9 protein-coding genes are annotated in these 17511 nt (G+C 67.1%); 6 read left to right on the top strand and 3 right to left on the bottom strand.

Going from position 1 to position 17511, the window contains the following annotated elements:
• Positions 1-35: 35 nt before the first annotated feature.
• A complete protein-coding gene (locus tag AB1K63_RS10905; RefSeq protein ID WP_366960706.1) occupies positions 36-2150 on the bottom strand; it encodes an alpha-glucuronidase in 2115 nt (704 codons plus the stop codon).
• A gap of 65 nt (positions 2151-2215) precedes the next feature.
• Between AB1K63_RS10905 and AB1K63_RS10900 the strand changes: the two genes are divergently transcribed.
• From AB1K63_RS10900 to AB1K63_RS10890, 3 genes are all read left to right on the top strand, one after another.
• On the top strand, positions 2216-4618 hold the full coding sequence (locus AB1K63_RS10900; protein WP_366960170.1) for a glycoside hydrolase family 3 N-terminal domain-containing protein: 2403 nt from the start codon (positions 2216-2218) through the stop codon (positions 4616-4618).
• A 62-nt stretch (positions 4619-4680) separates the two neighbouring features.
• The gene (locus tag AB1K63_RS10895; RefSeq protein WP_366960704.1) at positions 4681-7002 is read left to right on the top strand and encodes a glycoside hydrolase family 3 N-terminal domain-containing protein; all 2322 of its coding nucleotides are present in this window, start codon (positions 4681-4683) and stop codon (positions 7000-7002) included.
• A gap of 1 nt (position 7003) precedes the next feature.
• Entirely contained in the window at positions 7004-8200 is a 1197-nt protein-coding gene (locus AB1K63_RS10890) for an endo-1,4-beta-xylanase (protein WP_366960169.1), read from the top strand.
• A gap of 157 nt (positions 8201-8357) precedes the next feature.
• On the opposite strand, the gene AB1K63_RS10885 is transcribed toward AB1K63_RS10890, so the two are convergent.
• Complete coding sequence (locus AB1K63_RS10885) at positions 8358-11798, bottom strand: TonB-dependent receptor (RefSeq protein WP_366960168.1); 3441 nt, start codon at positions 11796-11798, stop codon at positions 8358-8360.
• A 155-nt stretch (positions 11799-11953) separates the two neighbouring features.
• Here AB1K63_RS10885 and AB1K63_RS10880 point away from each other — a divergent pair, with 155 nt between their 5' ends.
• From AB1K63_RS10880 to AB1K63_RS10870, 3 genes are read left to right on the top strand one after another with little or no spacing between them, the layout of a single operon-like run.
• Complete coding sequence (locus AB1K63_RS10880; protein WP_366960167.1) at positions 11954-13519, top strand: tryptophan halogenase family protein; 1566 nt, start codon at positions 11954-11956, stop codon at positions 13517-13519.
• A complete protein-coding gene (locus AB1K63_RS10875; RefSeq protein WP_366960166.1) occupies positions 13516-15051 on the top strand; it encodes a tryptophan halogenase family protein in 1536 nt (511 codons plus the stop codon). Before AB1K63_RS10880 ends, AB1K63_RS10875 begins: the two co-directional genes overlap by 4 nt.
• On the top strand, positions 15048-16064 hold the full coding sequence (locus AB1K63_RS10870; protein ID WP_366960165.1) for a cupin-like domain-containing protein: 1017 nt from the start codon (positions 15048-15050) through the stop codon (positions 16062-16064). The genes AB1K63_RS10875 and AB1K63_RS10870 overlap by 4 nt, the downstream gene beginning before the upstream one ends.
• Here the strand turns inward: AB1K63_RS10870 and AB1K63_RS10865 are convergent.
• Positions 16042-17499, bottom strand: coding sequence for a tryptophan 7-halogenase (locus AB1K63_RS10865; protein WP_366960164.1), 1458 nt, complete (start codon positions 17497-17499; stop codon positions 16042-16044). The genes AB1K63_RS10870 and AB1K63_RS10865 overlap by 23 nt on opposite strands.
• Positions 17500-17511: the final 12 nt, after the last annotated feature.

Raw genomic sequence — 17511 nt, 5'->3', positions numbered from 1 at the left:
CCTTAGACCCGTCTCCGTCTCGGCGGCAAGATTTCTCATTGCCCGGGCGCTTCCGGGAATTCGAGGCTGCGGTAGTGCTCCAGATCGTGTGCCGGTGGCCTGGCGCCGTCGGGCAGATCGAGGCCGTTCACCGATTGCCAGTAGGCGATCGACGCATCGCGCCACCAGCGCGCTTCGGATTGCTGGATGGCGAGGCTTTCGGCCACCGACCGGTGCCGCTCGGTATCCACGTACGGCCCGAGCCCATCCCAGGTCGCCGCCATCGCATCGACCTCGGCCACGCCGCGATCGTAGCGATGGACCAGTTCGGCCCACAGCGTCCGGCCGGACGGCATGGGACGGTCCCAGGCCACGCGATGGAACCAGAGGAGGTACCGGTCGTCGATCGTTGCCGGGTCCGCCCATGCTTTCGCGACGGTCGGATCGTACTGGGCGAGCGCATTCGATCCCGACGCGGTTCGGTCGAAGCCGATGCCTCGCGCGTCCGCGCGATGATAATAGCACGGGTTCCACTCGGGCCGGTCGAGCTCGCACACCCAGGGCGCGGGACCGTAATGGTGCCCGGTGTCCATCAGGTGTGCGAGGCCGAGCGGCGTCATGTAGCGCGCCACAGTCTCGCGGCTGCCCAGCATCATCGGCACTACGGCTTCGACGAAACGGGAATCGCGATTGAACGTCAGCGCGGTCCACTCACGCGCGATGGTTTCGGACGCGAGCGAGGGATCCCACGCCAGCCGCCCGAAGGCGTACCAGTTCGCCTGGTCGAAATGGCTGCCGCTCCAGTTGCGATCGGACCCCGTATTGGCGACGCCCGCCATGCCGGCAAGGGCGACGATACGCGCGACCGTCCCGCCGCGGCCCGTTTCCGACGCGAGCGTTTCCCGCCACATGGGCGCAAGGAAAGCGAGATGGCTCGCGAACCCGAGATATTCCTTGGTGATCTGGGCTTCCAGCATCAGCCGCGTGTTCGGCATCGCGCCGAACAGCGGATGGAACGGTTCGCGCGGCTGGAAGTCGATCGGTCCGTTCTTGACTTGCACGATCACGTTGTCCGCGAATTTGCCGTCGAGCGGTACGAACTCGTCATATGCCTGTTTGGCCCGGTCGGTCTCGTCTTCCGCCGAATATACGAAGGCACGCCAGATCACCGTGCCGCGGGTCCCCAGCGCTTCGGCGAGCATATTCGCGCCGTCGGCATGGGTCCGCCCGTAATCCTGCGGGCCGGGCTGGCCTTCGCTGTTCGCCTTGACAAGGAATCCGCCGAAATCGGGGATGCTCGCATAGATTTCGTCCGCCTTAGCCTGCCACCACGCGCGCACTGCCGGATCGAGCGGGTCCGCCGTTTCCAGCCCGCCGATGTCGCGCGGCGCACTGAAGCGCGCCGACAGGTAAGTCCGGATACCGTAGGGTCGCCATGCATCGGCCAGCCGGGCGAGCTTGGCGATGTAGCGCGGCTCCAGCATGAAGGCGCGCGCATTGACGTTGTTCACGACCGCGCCGTTGATGCCGACGGACGCATTGGCGCGCGCATAGTCGATCATCCGCCGGTCCAGCCGGTCCGGCAGGTGCCACCAGTCGAAGATCGAACGCCCGGCATAGCCGCGCTCGACATGACCGTCGGGATTGTCCCAGTGATTGAGCAGGCGCAGCGGCATCGCCGGTGCCTCTGCCATCCGGATCGTGGCCGGGTCGCGTCCCTGCCCAAGTTCGCGAAGAAGGGCGAAGGACGCGTACAGGCAACCGATGGGTTCGGCGGCCGCCAGGTCGATCCCTCCCTTTACCGACCGGACTTCGAAAGCCCCGCCGGCGGGCAGGTCGTCGCGGTCGCACTCGAAGCGGAATGCCCCTGCGTCGTCGCCGGTCGGCAAATCGATGGGGAAAGCCTGTCCATCGCCCGACGCGCCCGTCAGGCCGCGCAGGCCGCGCTGCAGTTCCGCGGCCGCTATACCGATGGTCGGATCGGAGCGGGTCTCGGCAACGATCGATCCCTGCATGGCGACGATCCGCTCCAACGCTGCGCCATCCAGTGGCGCATGGCGCAGCCAGAGATCGTAGCCGTCCTCCGCCCTCACCGCAGCCGGCGGAAATGCGCCCGCGACAAGGATCGCGACCGCAGTCGCAATCGTGTTGACAAGCTTGGACCCTCTCATCATGGTAGCGCTATCACAGGATGCCGCCCAGTCAAGAAGCGCGGCCCGGGAGAGAGGGATCACTGATGCGAAAGATGCTCCGCGCCAGCCTTGCCGCAGGTGCTGCCCTGATGGCGCTTGCGGGGCCGATCGCGCCCGCGACGATGGCGCAGGAGGTCGCTGTCGAACGCCCGATGCCCGACGCGCCATACTGGGACGCTTCCCTTCCCGTCGAGCGGCGGGTCGAGGACCTGCTGCAGCGCATGACCGTGGAAGAGAAGGTCGCCCAGATCATCAGCGTCTGGAATGCCAAGCCGGATATCCAGGACGAAAGCGATGATTTCGATCCCGCAAAGGCGTCCGCGGTCTATCCGCACGGGCTGGGACAGATCGCGCGGCCGTCAGACCGGACCGGGCCGGGCTCCCCGCGCGAAATCCCGCGCCGCAGCATCGAGGACAGCATCCGGTACGTCATCGACGCCCAGAAATGGGCGATCGAGGAGACGCGGCTCGGCATTCCGGTGCTGTTCCACGAAGAATCGCTTCACGGTTTCGCGGCGAAGGATGCAACCGCCTTCCCGCAATCGATCGGCCTTGCCAGCACCTGGGACCCGGATCTTGTGCGTGAGATCAACGACCTGATTGCCGGCGAGGTTCGCGCGCGCGGCGTCCACCTGGTGCTCTCTCCCGTGGTGGACGTCGCGCGCGATCCGCGCTGGGGCCGGATCGAGGAGACCTTCGGGGAAGACCCGTATCTGGTGGGCGAGATGGGCGTCGCCTCGGTCGAGGGGCTGACCGGCCCCGGCACCGACCGCCGCCTGCGCGACGGGCAGGTGATGGCCACGCTCAAGCACATGACCGGCCACGGCCAGCCGGAAAGCGGCACCAATGTGGGGCCCGCCCAGATTTCCGAACGGACATTGCGCGAACAGTTCTTCCCGCCTTTCGAGCAGGTCGTGACCCGCACGCCGATCGACGCGGTGATGGCCAGCTACAACGAGATCGACGGCATTCCGTCCCATTCGAACAGCTGGCTGCTGCAAGACGTGCTGCGCGGCGAGTGGAATTTCCGCGGCGCTGTGGTGAGCGATTACTACGCGATCGAGGACATGGCGCGGCTCCACCGGATCGTGCCCGACTACAAGGCGGCGGGTGCGCTGGCAGTGAATTCCGGCGTCGATGTCGACCTGCCGTCGGGCGACGGTTTCCGGGACCTGGCCGCCAGCGTGGCCGAAGGAACCGTGTCGATGGACACGCTCGACACGGCGGTCCGCCGGTTCCTGACGATGAAGTTCAATGCCGGCCTGTTCGACGATCCCTGGCCCGACCTGGCCGAGGCGCGCCGGTCCAATGGGCCGGAAGGCGTCGCGCTGGCCCGCCGGGCGGCCGAGAAGTCGCTCGTCCTGCTGAAGAACGAGGGCGTCCTTCCGCTCGCCCTGCCCGAGACATCCGCGGACCGGCCGACCATCGCGGTTATCGGACCGAACGCCGATGTCGCGCGACTGGGCGGCTATTACGGAGAGCCGCGCGCCAGCGTCACCCCGCTCGAAGGCATCCGTGCGCTTGCGGGCGACCGGGCGAATATCGTCCATTCGCTGGGCGTCGAGATCACCAAGGGCGACGACTGGTGGGACGACGAGGTCGAACTCGGCGATCCGGAGGAGAACCGGCGTCGCATTGCCGAGGCGGTCGAGGTCGCGCGCGATGCGGACACGATCCTGTTGTTCATCGGCGATACCGAGAAGACCAGTCGCGAAGGCTGGGCGCCCGAACACCTCGGCGACCGGACCAGCCTCGATCTCGTGGGCGAGCAGAACGAGCTGTTCATGGCGCTGAAGGCGCTGGGCAAGCCGATCGTCGCCGTGCTGGTGAACGGTCGGCCGCCGAGCTACCCCGTGGTGGCCGAGCAGGCCGACGCGATCCTCGAAACCTGGTACGCGGGCGAGCAGCAGGGCACGGCGATTGCCGATGCGCTGTTCGGACGCGTCAATCCGGGCGGCAAGATGCCGGTCACGACCGCGCGCAATGTCGGGCAGGTCCCCAATTTCTACAATTACAAGCCGAGCGCGCGGCGCGGTTACCTGTTCGACGAAGTGACCCCGCTTTATCCCTTCGGATACGGGCTCAGCTACACCAGCTTCGAAATGAGCGCGCCGGTCCTTTCGTCCGGCAGCATCGCCGCCGGCGAACCGGTCAGCGTCAGCACCACGGTCACCAATACCGGGCCGATGGCGGGCGACGAGGTGGTGCAGGTCTATCTGCGCGACACGATCAGTTCGGTGACCCGCCCGGTCAAGGAACTGGCCGGTTTCCGGCGCGTGACGCTGCAACCGGGGGAAAGCCGCACGGTCTCGATCCCGATCGAGCCGCGCTCTCTCATGATGTGGAACCGCGACATGGAGCGGGTGATCGAACCGGGTGAATTCACCATCATGGTCGGGCCCAATTCGGTCGACCTGCAGGAAACGACACTGACGGTCCGACCGTGACCGTTTCGCGGCGCGGCGCGATCGGGCTGCTTTCGGGGGCCGGCCTCTCCGCCCTCACCGCGATGCACGTTCCGCGTGCCTTTGCGCAGGCCGGGCCGGTCTATCGCGATCCGCGCGCGTCCGTGGCCGCGCGTGTCGCGGACCTGATGGCCCGCATGACCCTTGCGGAGAAAGTCGCCCAGATCCGCACCGCCTGGGCGGCCAAGGCGGACATGATCGACGGCCTCGCCTTCGATCCGGCGAAGGCCCGCGCCGCCTTTCCCGACGGCATCGGCCATGTGACCCGCCCCAGCGACAAGCGCGGCGTTCCCGGCATTTCGGGGGCCGCGGGCGGCACCGCGGCGCGCTGGCGCACACCGGAAGAAACCGTCGCCTTCATCAACGCCCTGCAGCGCTGGGCAGTCGAGGACACGCGGCTCGGCATCCCGGTGCTGCTGCACGAGGAATCGCTGCACGGCTACATGGCGACAGAGGCCACGATGTTCCCGCAGGCGATCGCGCTTGCCGGGACGTTCGACACCGACCTGATGCGCCGGGTCCAGTCCGTGATCGCGCGCGAGGTGCGCGCCCGCGGCGTGCCGCTGGTGCTGAGCCCGGTGGTCGATATCGTGCGCGATCCGCGCTGGGGCCGGATCGAGGAGACATGGGGAGAGGATCCCTTCCTCGTATCCGAGATGGGCGTCGCAGCCGTCGAAGGCATGCAGGGGCCTGGCAGGTTCGAGATGCTGCGCGAGGGCAAGGTATTCGCAACGCTTAAGCACATGACCGGGCACGGCCAGCCGGAAGCGGGCAACAACGTCGCGCCCGCGCAATTGTCCGAACGCGAATTGCGGGAGAATTTCTTCCCCCCGTTTCGCGAGATCGTCCGCCGGACGAGCATCGGTGCCGTCATGCCCAGCTACAACGAGATCGACGGCATACCGAGCCACGCGAATGCCTGGCTGCTGGACGACGTATTGCGGGGGGAATGGGGCTTCGAAGGCGTGATCGTGAGCGATTACGGCGGCGTGCGCGAGCTCGCCAGCCTGCACTCGGTGGCAGCAGACCTGGAAGACGCGGCGAGGCAGGCACTCGAGGCGGGAGTCGACAGCGAGCTCCCGGACGGCACCGCCTTCGCCACGCTCGAACGGGCGGTGGAGGCCGGGCGGATCCCGGTGGAACTGGTCGACCGCGCCTGCGCCCGCATGCTCGCCTTCAAGTTCCGCGCCGGACTGTTCGAAAATCCCTATGGCGACGCCGCGCTGGCCGCGCGGATCACCGGCAATGCCGAAGCCCGCGCGTTGGCGCTGGAAGCGGCGCGAAAGTCCGTGTGCCTGCTGACCAATCGCAACGGCGCACTGCCGCTCGGCCCCGCACGCATGGGCACGGTCGCGGTCATCGGGCCCAACCATGCGATCGCCCGGCTCGGGGGCTACTCCTCCGTCCCGAAGCAGACGATCAGCCTGATCGAAGGCCTGCGGCAGGTCGCGCCCGACGCGCGGTTCGTGACAGCGCAGGGCGTCTTCATCACGACCAGCGAGGACCGCTCGCAAAGCGATGTCGAGCTCGCACCGCGCGCACGCAACCTGGAACTGATTGCCGAGGCGATGGAAGTGGCCCGCAATGCCGACACGATCGTGCTGGCGATCGGGGATACGGAGCAGACCAGCCGGGAAGGCTTCGCTACCACCCATCTGGGCGACCGCGTCAGCATCGACATCGTCGGGGAACAGAACGCACTGGTGGACGCGATGGCGGTGCTCGGCAAACCGCTGATCGTGTGCGCCATCAACGGCCGCCCGCCGAGCTGGCCGCGCGTTATCGAACAGGCGGATGCCGTGCTGGAATGCTGGTATCCGGGACAGGAAGGCGGTGTGGCGATGGCCGAAACGCTGCTCGGCCTCAACAATCCGGGCGCGAAACTGCCGGTCACGGTGGTGCGCAACGCAGGGCAGGTCCCGTCCTTCTACAACCACAAGCCGAGCGCGCGGCGCGGCTACCTGTTCGACGATGCGGCGCCGCTGTTCCCGTTCGGGCACGGGCTGAGCTACACCGAATTCGTCATATCCGAACCGCGTCCCGCCAAACCCGTTTTCGCGCTGGACGAACCACTTTCGGTCGAGGTCGAGGTGCACAACGCAGGGGACCGGGCCGGGGACGAAGTGGTCCAGTTGTACGTGACCCGGCGCGACCTGTCCGTGACGACGCCGGTCCTCGAACTGAAGGGGTTCGAACGCGTCACGCTGGCGCCGGGAGAACGGCGGAAGATCCGGTTCGCCATTGCGCCGGAGCGCCTGACGATATGGAACCGCGCGATGGAAGAGGTCAACGAGCCGGGTCCGGTCCGGATTTCGGCAGGTAAAAGCAGCGCTTCTCTCAAAAGCGTCGAGGTGGAGATCGCCTGATATGAATACGTTCGAATTCAGCCGCCGTGGTGCGCTCGCCGGCATGGCGGCACTGCCGCTTTCCGCTTGCGCAGGCAGTCTCGGCCTGCCGTCGGCACCCGCTCCGCAAGGAACCGATCCCCTCGCCCTGCCACCCGAAGGGCCCGGACTGAACGCGATCGCGCGGCGCGGCGGGCGCAGGTTCGGCAGCGCCATCGCCTCGATCCCCGGCAGACCCGAGGCCGGCTCCATCCAGAACCCGCGCTACACGGCCATCGTGAAGGCCGAATGCGGTATCGTGGTGCCGGAAAACGAAATGAAATGGCAGGCCCTGCGCCCCGGTCCCGAGACTTACGACTTCGCCCGCATGGACGAGATCGTCGCCTGGGTCGGACGCGAGGGGCTGGACATGCGCGGACATACGCTGCTGTGGCATCGGCCGCAGTGGTTCCCTGACTGGCTCAACACTTACGATTTCGGCGCCAATCCCGTGCAGGAGGCGGAGCGGGTCGTGACCGAGCATATCCGCACGGTGACCCGGCGCTATCGCGGCGTCATTTCAAGCCACGACGTCGTGAACGAGGCGATCGACCACGACCGCAACGCGCCCATGGAAACGAGCCTCAGCCGCGCGATGGGCAGCGTGGAGGCCGTGCTGGACCTCGCCTTCCACACCGCACGCGAGGAACTGCCCCAGGGGCAGCTGGTCTACAACGACTACATGAGCTGGGAGCCGGCACACCTGAAGCACTGCGCCGACGTGCTGCGCCTGCTGGAAGGCTTCCGGAAGCGCGACGTCCCGGTCGATGCCCTGGGCATCCAGTCGCATATCGAGATGTTCGAGATCGACCCGTCGACCGGCGTCGGACCCTATGCCGAGCGGCAGTGGCGGGGCTTCCTCGATGAAGTGACCGGCATGGGCTACCGCCTGCTGATTACCGAGTTCGACGTCAAGGACAGGGCCGTGCCGGCCGATATCGCCCTGCGCGACCGGAAGGTGGCCGATTTCACGCGCCGCTATTTCGACGTGATGATGGATTACTCGGACCATCTCGACGACGTGCTCGCCTGGGGGATGGTCGATACCTTCAACTGGCTACAGTATTTCGAGCCCGCCATGCGCCCCGACGGGCTGCCCGTTCGCGGGACGCCCTACGATGCGGGTTACCGGCCCAAGCCGGTGCGCGACGCGCTGGCGCGGGCCCTGATGCCCGTCTGATCCACCGATAGCAGCGGAACGTGGCCTGTCGGCGATGCCGGCAGGGCCTGCGACGTGCCCCGGCGATGCCGGCTCGGCGACCGCTTGTGCCGATGACAAGAGAAAAGGCCGCCACGCGATGCGCGTGGCGGCCTTTCCTGTCCGGGCGTGCCGGTCTCTAGAACGATCCGCGAAGGATCAGGGAGAACCGTCGGTCGTTCATGAAGTAGGAGCGCGGGACCAGGTCTTCCGGATCGCCGCTATAGGCCTGGGTCGTCCGGGTCACTTCGTTGAGCAGGTTCACGCCCTGCGCACCGATCCGGATGTCTCCCGGCAGGTCGAGCACGTCGCCCACATTGAAGAAGATCGACGCATCGAGCTGGCCCGTTGGTTCGTTGAAGATCGAGTAGAACGGGAAGATCGCATCCGATGCCGTCAGCAGGAAGCGCGATCGCCAGTTATACGCGGCCCTCAGCGAGATCGGTCCCTTCTCGTAGAAGCCGGTGAGGTTGTAGTTGTGCCGCGACAGCTGTTCGAGCGGGAGGTTGCCCGGCTCGACCGTCGAATCGGTCGGCACGGCGCCGACGTTGAGGAAGGCGTTGGGCAGGCCCTCGCTGTCGATGAAAGTGTAGTTCGCCTGCACGCCGAACCCGTCGAGCGGGGCCGGCAAGAAATCGAAGGTCTGCTGGTAGGCGACCTCGAAGCCCCTCACCTTGCCCTGACCGTCGAAGTTCGCCGGGCCGCGCACCGTGACGTCGCGGGTTTCGCCGCTGCCATTGGTGATCGTCTCCGTCCGCACGGACTGGAAGAAGAAGTTGTCGATCTCCTTGTAGAACCCGTTCAGCGTCAGCGAGCCGACCCGTGCGAAGTACCACTCGAGGCTGGCATCGTACTGCCACGCCGTCGCCGGCAGCAGCGTCGGATCGCCGGCGGAGCCGGTGAAGTTGCCCGACGTGTCGATGCTGGAGACGAAGTAGTTGCGGATGTAGCTGTTGTCCGGCCGGGTGAGCACCTTCGAAGCCGCAAGACGCAGGATCAGCTCGTCCGTCAGGCCGAACTTCAGGTTCAGGCTGGGGAGGAAGTAATCGTAGCTGTTCTTGATCGGCGTGTAGGTGAAGCTGCCGTCGACGAAGTTCTGCAGCGCGAGATACGCTTCCTCGCCGATATTGCAGATGCCGCCCGGGATCGCCGTGCCGCCGCCCGCTTCCGCCGGCCGCGCGCGCGGCGCACAGCGCACGTCGAACGGCTGCGCGATGTTGAGCCCGTCCAGCGTACCCGGCCCGCGCGAACTGGCAGAGGTCAGGTCGGTGCGGACATAGCGGACGCCGACATTGCCGGACATGCGCACGTCGCCGAACAGGTCGTCGCTGCCGAAGCTGAGCATGCCGTAGGCGGCGTAGTCGTACTGGTCGACGGTCTGGATATCCGACGGCAGGTACCGCGTGCCCGGGATCGCCCCGCCGCGTTCGGCCAGCGGGTTCCAGGTCGGCGCGCCGCCGGCCTGGATGGTCAGGTCCTGGATGTCGCGGAAGAACGCCACCGAACCGTCGTAATCATCGATCAGGTCGCCCGCGTAGTAGAACGCGCCCGGAGGGGGCGGGACTTCGCCGCGGAAGAAGTTCGGGAAGTTGTAACGCACCGCCTGGTCGGCCGGGGTGTCGGCGAAGTTGATCGGGCGCGATCCCGACCAGGTCTCGCTCAGCATGCCCCAGTTGTAGGTGGTGTAGCGCACCGTCTGTTCGCGGCCCTGGTAGCGCGCGCCGACCTTGGCGCGGCGAATGAAGGCCATTTCGTCGAACTCGTATTCGAAGTCCGCCTGGAAGGCGAACTGCTCGCCAGTGCTCTCTTCCGCGTGGTCCATCGCCGCGCGCCAGAACTGGAAGCGCGGATCGTTGAAATATTCCTCTTCCGTCGCGCCGCCCAGTTCGGGACTCGGCGCGGACCAGGTGTAGCCGAGGAACTGCGGCTTGTGCGGGATGGAGACCGGGTATTCGCCGGTGAGGTCCAGCTCCTGGTCGGCGAAGTTCGAACCGAACACGCTGAAGTCCAGGTTTTCCTTGCGAGACGTGGCGTATTGCGCGTCCAGTTCCAGCGTCGCGCGGTCGCTGAAATCGTGCCGCAGGTTGAGGCTGTAGTCCTCGTTCGTCACCTCGTCGTCCACCTGGCGGCGGGCGAGCGAGAACTGCGAGCCGCCGATCGGGACGTAGGGCGATCCGCCCGTGCCCAGCGTCGGGTCGTAATTGTTGGTCGCACCGCGCCAGCCATTGCTGGCATCGACGATGTAGCCCGACTGGAAGACGTTGTTCTCGTCGTAGATGAAGTCGGTGAAGCCGCCCACCGGGCACTGCGCGCGCGGCGGGGTCTCGTCGTCGGGATCGATGACGCCATTGCTGTCGACCACGTTCGGACCGCCCGCGTTCTGCTGGCAGCCGATCGGATAGGTCGAGTATTCGGACAGGTCGGGCGCGGTTTCGTACGTGTATTCGCCCCACCGGTTGGTCGAGTGCGAGCGGATGAATTCGGCCGTCAGCAGCGTGTTCCGGTCGATCGATTCGAACTGCGCGGAAATGGCGAGGCCGTCACGCTCGCGGTCGAACTCCTGCGTGCGGAACTGGCCGCCCACGGGCGCGACGCGGAAATCGGCATAGTCCGCGAAGCCGTCCGGCCCGCCCGACCCGAAATCGCCGCATGCGGCCTGCGGCGGGGGAAGCGTGTTGTTGTCCACTCCGGACGGCAGCGGATTGCGGCAGATGAAGCGGTCGTCGACATCGGTGAAGCGGACCAGCTGCCCGTCGCGGGTCTGGTAGTTCGCGACCTGCAGGCCGTCGGCGCGGCTCTTGATCCGCGAATAGGACCCGCTCGCCAGCAGGCCGAACTTGCCGATGTCGGTGTCCCAGGTGTTGCTGATCAGCAGCGAGCCGGTCGGCGTCCATTCCTCGCGGAAGTCGCCGTAATTGGCCTCCGCGCCGAAGGCGACGCGGAACCCGTCGCGGTCGAACGGCTTGCGGGTGTTGAGATTGACCGTGCCGGCAAGGCCGCCCTCGATCTGTTCCGCAGTCGCGTTCTTGCTGACGATGACCGATCCGAGCAGTTCGGACGGCACGTCCGCGAAGTTCAGGGCCTGGCCGTTGACGCCGGCCGCGAACGCGCTGCGCCCGTTGAATTCGGACCGCACGAAGTTGAGGCCGCGCACGACCACGCCGGACCCTTCGACGGAGAAGTGGTCCGGGTCGTTGGAACCGGCGAAGCGGTTGATCGCGATGCCGGGGACGCGCTGCAGCGCTTCGGTCACGGAGCGGTCCGGCAGGGCGCCGATATCCTCGGCGGTGATGGCATCGACCACCGTGTCCGCGTCGCGCTTGATGTCCTGCGCATTGGCGAGCGACTGGCGGATGCCGGTGACGGTGATGATGTTGTCTTCGACCAGCGTCGGCTCCGCGCCTTGTTCGGGTTCGCCCGCCTGTTCGGTGTCGGTCGTCTGCGGACGGTCCTGCGCCAATGCGGCGGAACCTGCGAACAGGCCACCCAGCGCGAGCGAGGATGCGCCTGCCTTCAGCAGCACGCGGAACCGCTCCTGCGCGGACAATGTCGAATGAATACCTTGCGGTAGCGCCTTCATAAGGCTTTCCCTCCCATGTTAGCGCTACCATTAAGGCCGACAGCGCTTTGTTTTGTTCTGGACAAAGGCATATCGACACAATCTTGCCTTTGCAAGTCGCCTCTTGGCACTTTAGCAAAGGACGTGTGGCAAAGAGGGAACAGCCGGGTGAGGGCATGAGTGATAACGTTACCGCGAAGCGGATAGAGCGCGTCGCGATCGTCGGCGGCGGCACCGCCGGCTGGATGGCGGCGGCCGCCATGTCGAAGTTCTTCGACGATGGCCGGCGCACCATCACGCTGGTCGAATCGGACGCGATCGGGACCGTCGGCGTGGGCGAGGCGACCATCCCGCCGATTCGCAACTTCAACGCGATGCTCGACATCCCGGAGAACGAATTCCTGCGCGAGACGCGCGGCACGTTCAAGCTGGGCATCGAGTTTTGCAACTGGGGCCGCCCGGGCGACCGGTATTTCCACCCCTTCGGCGAATACGGGCAGGATTTCCACGGCATCCAGTTCCACCAGCTCTACCTGCGCCAGCGCCGGCTGGAACCGGACCGGACGGGCGATATCGGCGAATATTCGATGAGCACCATGGCCGCCGCCCGCTCCGCCTTCGGGCGGCCGGCACCGGGCGCGCGGTCGGCGGTCAGCGAAATCGCCTACGCCTTCCATTTCGATGCCGGGCTCTATGCCGCCTATCTGCGCCGCCGCGCCGAACGCCAGGGCGTGATCCGCCAGGAAGGCCGGATCACCGGGGTCGAGCGCGATGCGGAAACGGGCGACGTGACCGCAGTGCGGATCGAGGACGGACGCCGGATCGAGGCGGACCTGTTCATCGACTGCTCCGGCTTTCGCGGCCTGCTGATCGAGGAGGAGCTGGGCACCGGCTACGAGGACTGGAGCGCCTGGCTGCCGATGGACCGCGCGATCGCGCTGCCCACCGCCAATATCGCCCCGCCCGATCCCTTCACCCGCGCGACCGCACATGGCGCGGGCTGGCAGTGGCGCATCCCGCTGCAGCACCGGATGGGCAACGGCCACGTCTTTTCCAGCCGGTTCATGGACGAGGACGAGGCGCGCCGCATCCTGCTGGACAATGTGGAAGGCGAACCCTTGGCGGAACCGCGCACGCTGCGTTTCCTGACAGGGATGCGCAGCAAGGCATGGAACCACAACGTCGTGTCGCTCGGCCTGTCGTCCGGTTTCATCGAGCCGCTCGAATCGACCAGCATCCACCTGGTCCAGAACGGCATCGCGCGCCTGTTCGCCCTGTTCCCGGACAAGCCGGTCAGCCCGCTGGAGCGGGACGAATACAACCGCGGAATGCGCGAGATCTACGAGGACGTGCGCGACTTCATCATCCTCCACTACAAGGCGACGCAGCGCGACGACACGCCCTTCTGGCGCTACGTGCGCGACATGGAGGTGCCCGAGAGCCTGACCCGCAAGATGGCGCTGTGGAAGCTACACGGCCGGGTCTTCCGCGAGAACGCGGAACTGTTCGCCCAGCCCAGTTGGATCGCGGTGCTGCTGGGCCAGAATATCCATCCCGACGGCTACGACGCGATCGCCGATACGCTGGACGAGGCCAAGATCGGGTCGGCCCTGCAGCAGATGCGGGAGAATTACCGGATGGTCGCCGAACGGCTGCCCTCGCAGGAACAGTTCCTGAAGCAGGCCGGGGCCTGGCACGCGGACAATGCCATGCCCGCCTTCGCGGCCGGAGGCGCGACATGAACGGGGAGCCCATTCGCAGGATCGTGATCGTGGGCGGCGGGACGGCGGGCTGGATGGCCGCGGCCGCGCTGTCCCGGGTGCTGGGCGGCTTTCCCGGCCTCTCCATCGAACTCGTCGAAAGCGAGGCGATCGGCACGGTCGGCGTGGGCGAAGCGACGATCCCGCAGATCCTGTCCTTCAACAACATGCTCGGCATCGACGAGAACGAATTCGTGCGGGAAACCCACGCGACCTACAAGCTGGGGATCGAGTTCGTCGACTGGCTGCGCCCGGGCCATTCCTACGTTCATCCCTTCGGGACCTACGGGCTCGACATGCTGGGGATCGAATTCCACCATTTCTGGCTGCGCGGCCGGGCGGCGGGCGACACGTCGGAGCTCGACCGGTACTCGATCGCGGCGATGGCCGGGAAGGGCGGCAAGTTCTTCTGGCCGCAGCTGGACAATCCGAAATCGCCCCTGTCGAAGCTGTCCTACGCCTTCCAGTTCGATGCCGCGCGCTATGCGCGTTACCTGCGCAAGCGGGCGGAGGCGCAGGGCGTCGTGCGGCGCGAGGGCAAGGTCGTGGAAGTCCTGCAGGACGGGGAAAGCGGCTTCGTCACCGGCGTGCGGCTGGAGGACGGCTCCGACGTCGAAGGACAGCTGTTCCTCGACTGCACCGGCTTTCGCTCGCTCCTCCTCGGCCAGACGCTGGGCGTCCCGTTCCGCGACTGGAGCAAGTGGCTGCCCTGCGACCGGGCGGTGGCCATGCCCTGCTCGCTCGCCGGCGACCGCGAACCGCTGACGCGATCCACCGCGCGGCCCGCCGGGTGGCAGTGGCGCATCCCGCTGCAGCACCGGATCGGCAACGGCCACGTCTATTCCTCCGCCCACATGGAGGCGGACGAGGCGCTGGCGATCCTGCTCGACAATCTCGACGGCGAGCCGCTGGCCGAACCCAACCATCTGCGCTTCGTGGCCGGGCACCGCGAACGGGCGTGGGAGAAGAACGTGGTTGCGCTGGGCCTTGCGGGCGGGTTCCTGGAACCGCTCGAATCGACCGCCATCCACCTGGTGCAGGCCTGCATCGCGCGCCTGCTCGCCTTTTTCCCGACCAGCGCGTTCGGGCGGAAGGAAGCGGATCGCTTCAACGCCGATACGGAGCGCGACTACGTCGATATCCGCGATTTCCTGGTGCTGCACTACAAGGCGACCGAGCGCGACGATTCCGAGTTCTGGCGCTATTGCCGCGAACTGCCGCCGCCCGACGGCCTGCGCGAGAAGCTGGAGATGTTCCGCGCCACCGGCCGCGTGATCCGCGAGCACGAGGAGCTTTTCACCGAGACCAGCTGGCTGTCCGTGATGGCGGGCCAAGGCGTGGAGCCGGAAGGGTACCACCCCGTTGCCGCCATGCTGGACGAACAGGAGACGAAGCAGCGGCTGGCCCATATCGGGCAGGTCATCGCGCAGGCGGTGGACCAGATGCCGACGCAGGACGAATTCCTCGCCCGCAATCGCAGCGCGATCCCCGCGACCGAACGCATCGTGGCATGACCGGCCTGCCCGCGCCCGACGCGGTCGAGGAGCTCGCCGGTCCGGTAGACAATGCCGCGCTGGAGGAGATCCGCGTTGCGGGGAAGCCGGTCGTCCTGCGCGGACTGGTGCGCGAATGGCCCGCCGTCCGGCAGGCGCGGGACAGCGATGCGGCGATCGTGCGCTATCTTTCGGATTGCGGGCCCACCCGGCCCGTCACCGCCATCGCGGCCGCGCCGTCGCAGCGCGGGCGGTTCTTCTACAACGAGGCGATGACCGGCCTCAATTTCAGGAACGGGCAGGGCCGGCTGGAAGCTTTCCTGCAGGACCTGCTGCACGCCGCCGACCTGCCCGATCCGCCCGGAATGGCGGTCCAGTCGGAAGACGTCGCGGACCTCATGCCCGCCTTCGCGCGCGACAATCGCCTGACGCTCCTGCCCGATATCGCCCCGCGCATCTGGATCGGCAACCGGATCCGCGTGGCGCCGCATTTCGACATCAAGGAAAACATCGCCTGCTGCGTCGCCGGGCGCAGGCGCTTCACGATCTTCCCGCCGGACCAGATCGCCAACCTCTATCCCGGGCCCTTCGAACTGACCCCCGCCGGCACGCCGGTTAGCATGGTGGACCTCGCCCGGCCCGATCTCGACCGCCATCCGCGCTTCATGGAAGCGTGGAAGACCGCGCAGGTCGCCACGCTGGAACCGGGGGACGCGATCTACATCCCCTATTGCTGGTGGCACGGTGTGGAATCGCTGGAGCCGGTCAGCATCCTGGTCAATTACTGGTGGACACGCGGCCAGCCCGACGGGATCGGCAGCGCCTACGACGCGCTGCTCCACGCGATCCTGGCCTTCCGCCACCTGCCGCCGGCGCAGCGGGAGGTATGGCGCGGCATGCTGGATTACTACGCGTTCGAAAGCGACGGCGATCCCGGCGCGCACTTGCCGGAGCACGCCCGCGGCGTGCTGGGCGCGGCCCGGCCGGACCTGTTCGAGCGCATCCGCGCTATCATCCGGTCGGCGTTGCGCTGACCTTCAGAACGTGCGCCATCCACTGGCGGTAGTCCGGGGCGTAATCGAGCGCTTCTTTCGCATCCCGTTGTACCCGCGCCAGCGCCATTTCGACCTCGCGCGGGTCCATCGCACCATGCTGCGGCGCCCGTCCCGGCATGAAACCCAGCGCCGTAAGCAGCTCCATTTCCTCCTGCTTCAGGAACGGCGCCTCCTCCCGGAACGGCAGACGCCCGCGCCTTTCGAACTGGTCGAGCGCGATACGGACGGCGTCCGGAACGGCCGCCTGTTCGCCGAAAACCGCCCGCGCCCCCGGCGCCGCATAATGCAGCGCCAGAGTGTCGCGCACCGCATCCATCATCAATCCCGCCCGCCGATTATACTCCGCCCGCTCAGGCGGCAGGATTGCGCGGCCCGGCAGCATTTCGAGGAGCAGGTCGAGCTGCCGATGCGCCAGATCGAGATTGAGAAAACCCAGCGGTTCGAACTGCGCAGCCGCATCGCCCAGCGCAATCACGTTGCCGGTCCAGGCATCGCGGATTCTCACGGGACTGAGCGCGATCCCAGCGATCGGTTCTGCCCCCAGGGCATTCACCGCGGCATCCTCGGCGCCCCCGTCTGCCATGGCGAGAGATACCTGAACCCCGTCGCGCCCGTTCAGTTCGCTGCGCCAGCCTTCCGGTACCAGCGACATCCGGTCTTCCAGCGCCAGGACCGCCGGACCGGGCTTGCCGACGAGCACGCGCCGGACGGGGAGTTCGGAAGTCCAGTCGATCCGCGCGTATCCGGGCATGGCCGCGGCCAGCGCAGCGCCCGATCCGCTGCAATCGACGAACAGGTCTGCCGCAATCCTCTCGCTGCCTTCGATCGCCACCGATGCTATCCCGCCGGCATCGTCCGGCTCGAGCGCGGCGATCGGGCCGGGCACATGGGCGATACCCAGCTGCTGCGCGATCCCGATCAGCAGGTCGCGATAGGCCGGCGGGTTCCAGCGCAGGCCATATTCCACCCGCGAGAGCGGCGTTTCCATATCCGGCGGCGGCGGGGCGAACCGTCCGGCCTCGGCCAGCACTTCGGACAGCGATCCGGCGGGGCGCTCCCGGCTGACATTCCGCGGTCCACCGCCCCATTCCTGCGCAAATCGGGTCTGGAGGGCGGGATCCTGTCCCCCGCCATAGGGCAGCAGCCCGGCCTGGCCGCCTCCGCCCCAGTCCCGATAACGGGTGATCAGCCTGTGGCTCGCGCCGCATTTCAGGACGAGATCGGCTTCCTCGACGCCCAATCGGTCGTGCAGCCGGTTGGTGAACGGCAGGGCAGTCGCCGCAAAATCCGCAAATGCCGCACGGTCCGGGGGCAAGCCGATAACGATCACGTCGCTTCGCGGCAGCGCCCGCCTTATGCCGATCGCGGTCAGGATTGCGACCTGACCGCCACCTGCGACCACGACGCGCCGCATCGGTTCCCTTGC

The organism is Qipengyuania sp. JC766 (assembly GCF_040717445.1).
In the GTDB taxonomy this organism is placed as follows: domain Bacteria; phylum Pseudomonadota; class Alphaproteobacteria; order Sphingomonadales; family Sphingomonadaceae; genus JC766.
Note: the sequence above shows the minus strand (reverse complement) of the source record. Positions and strands in the feature narration are given on the sequence as shown.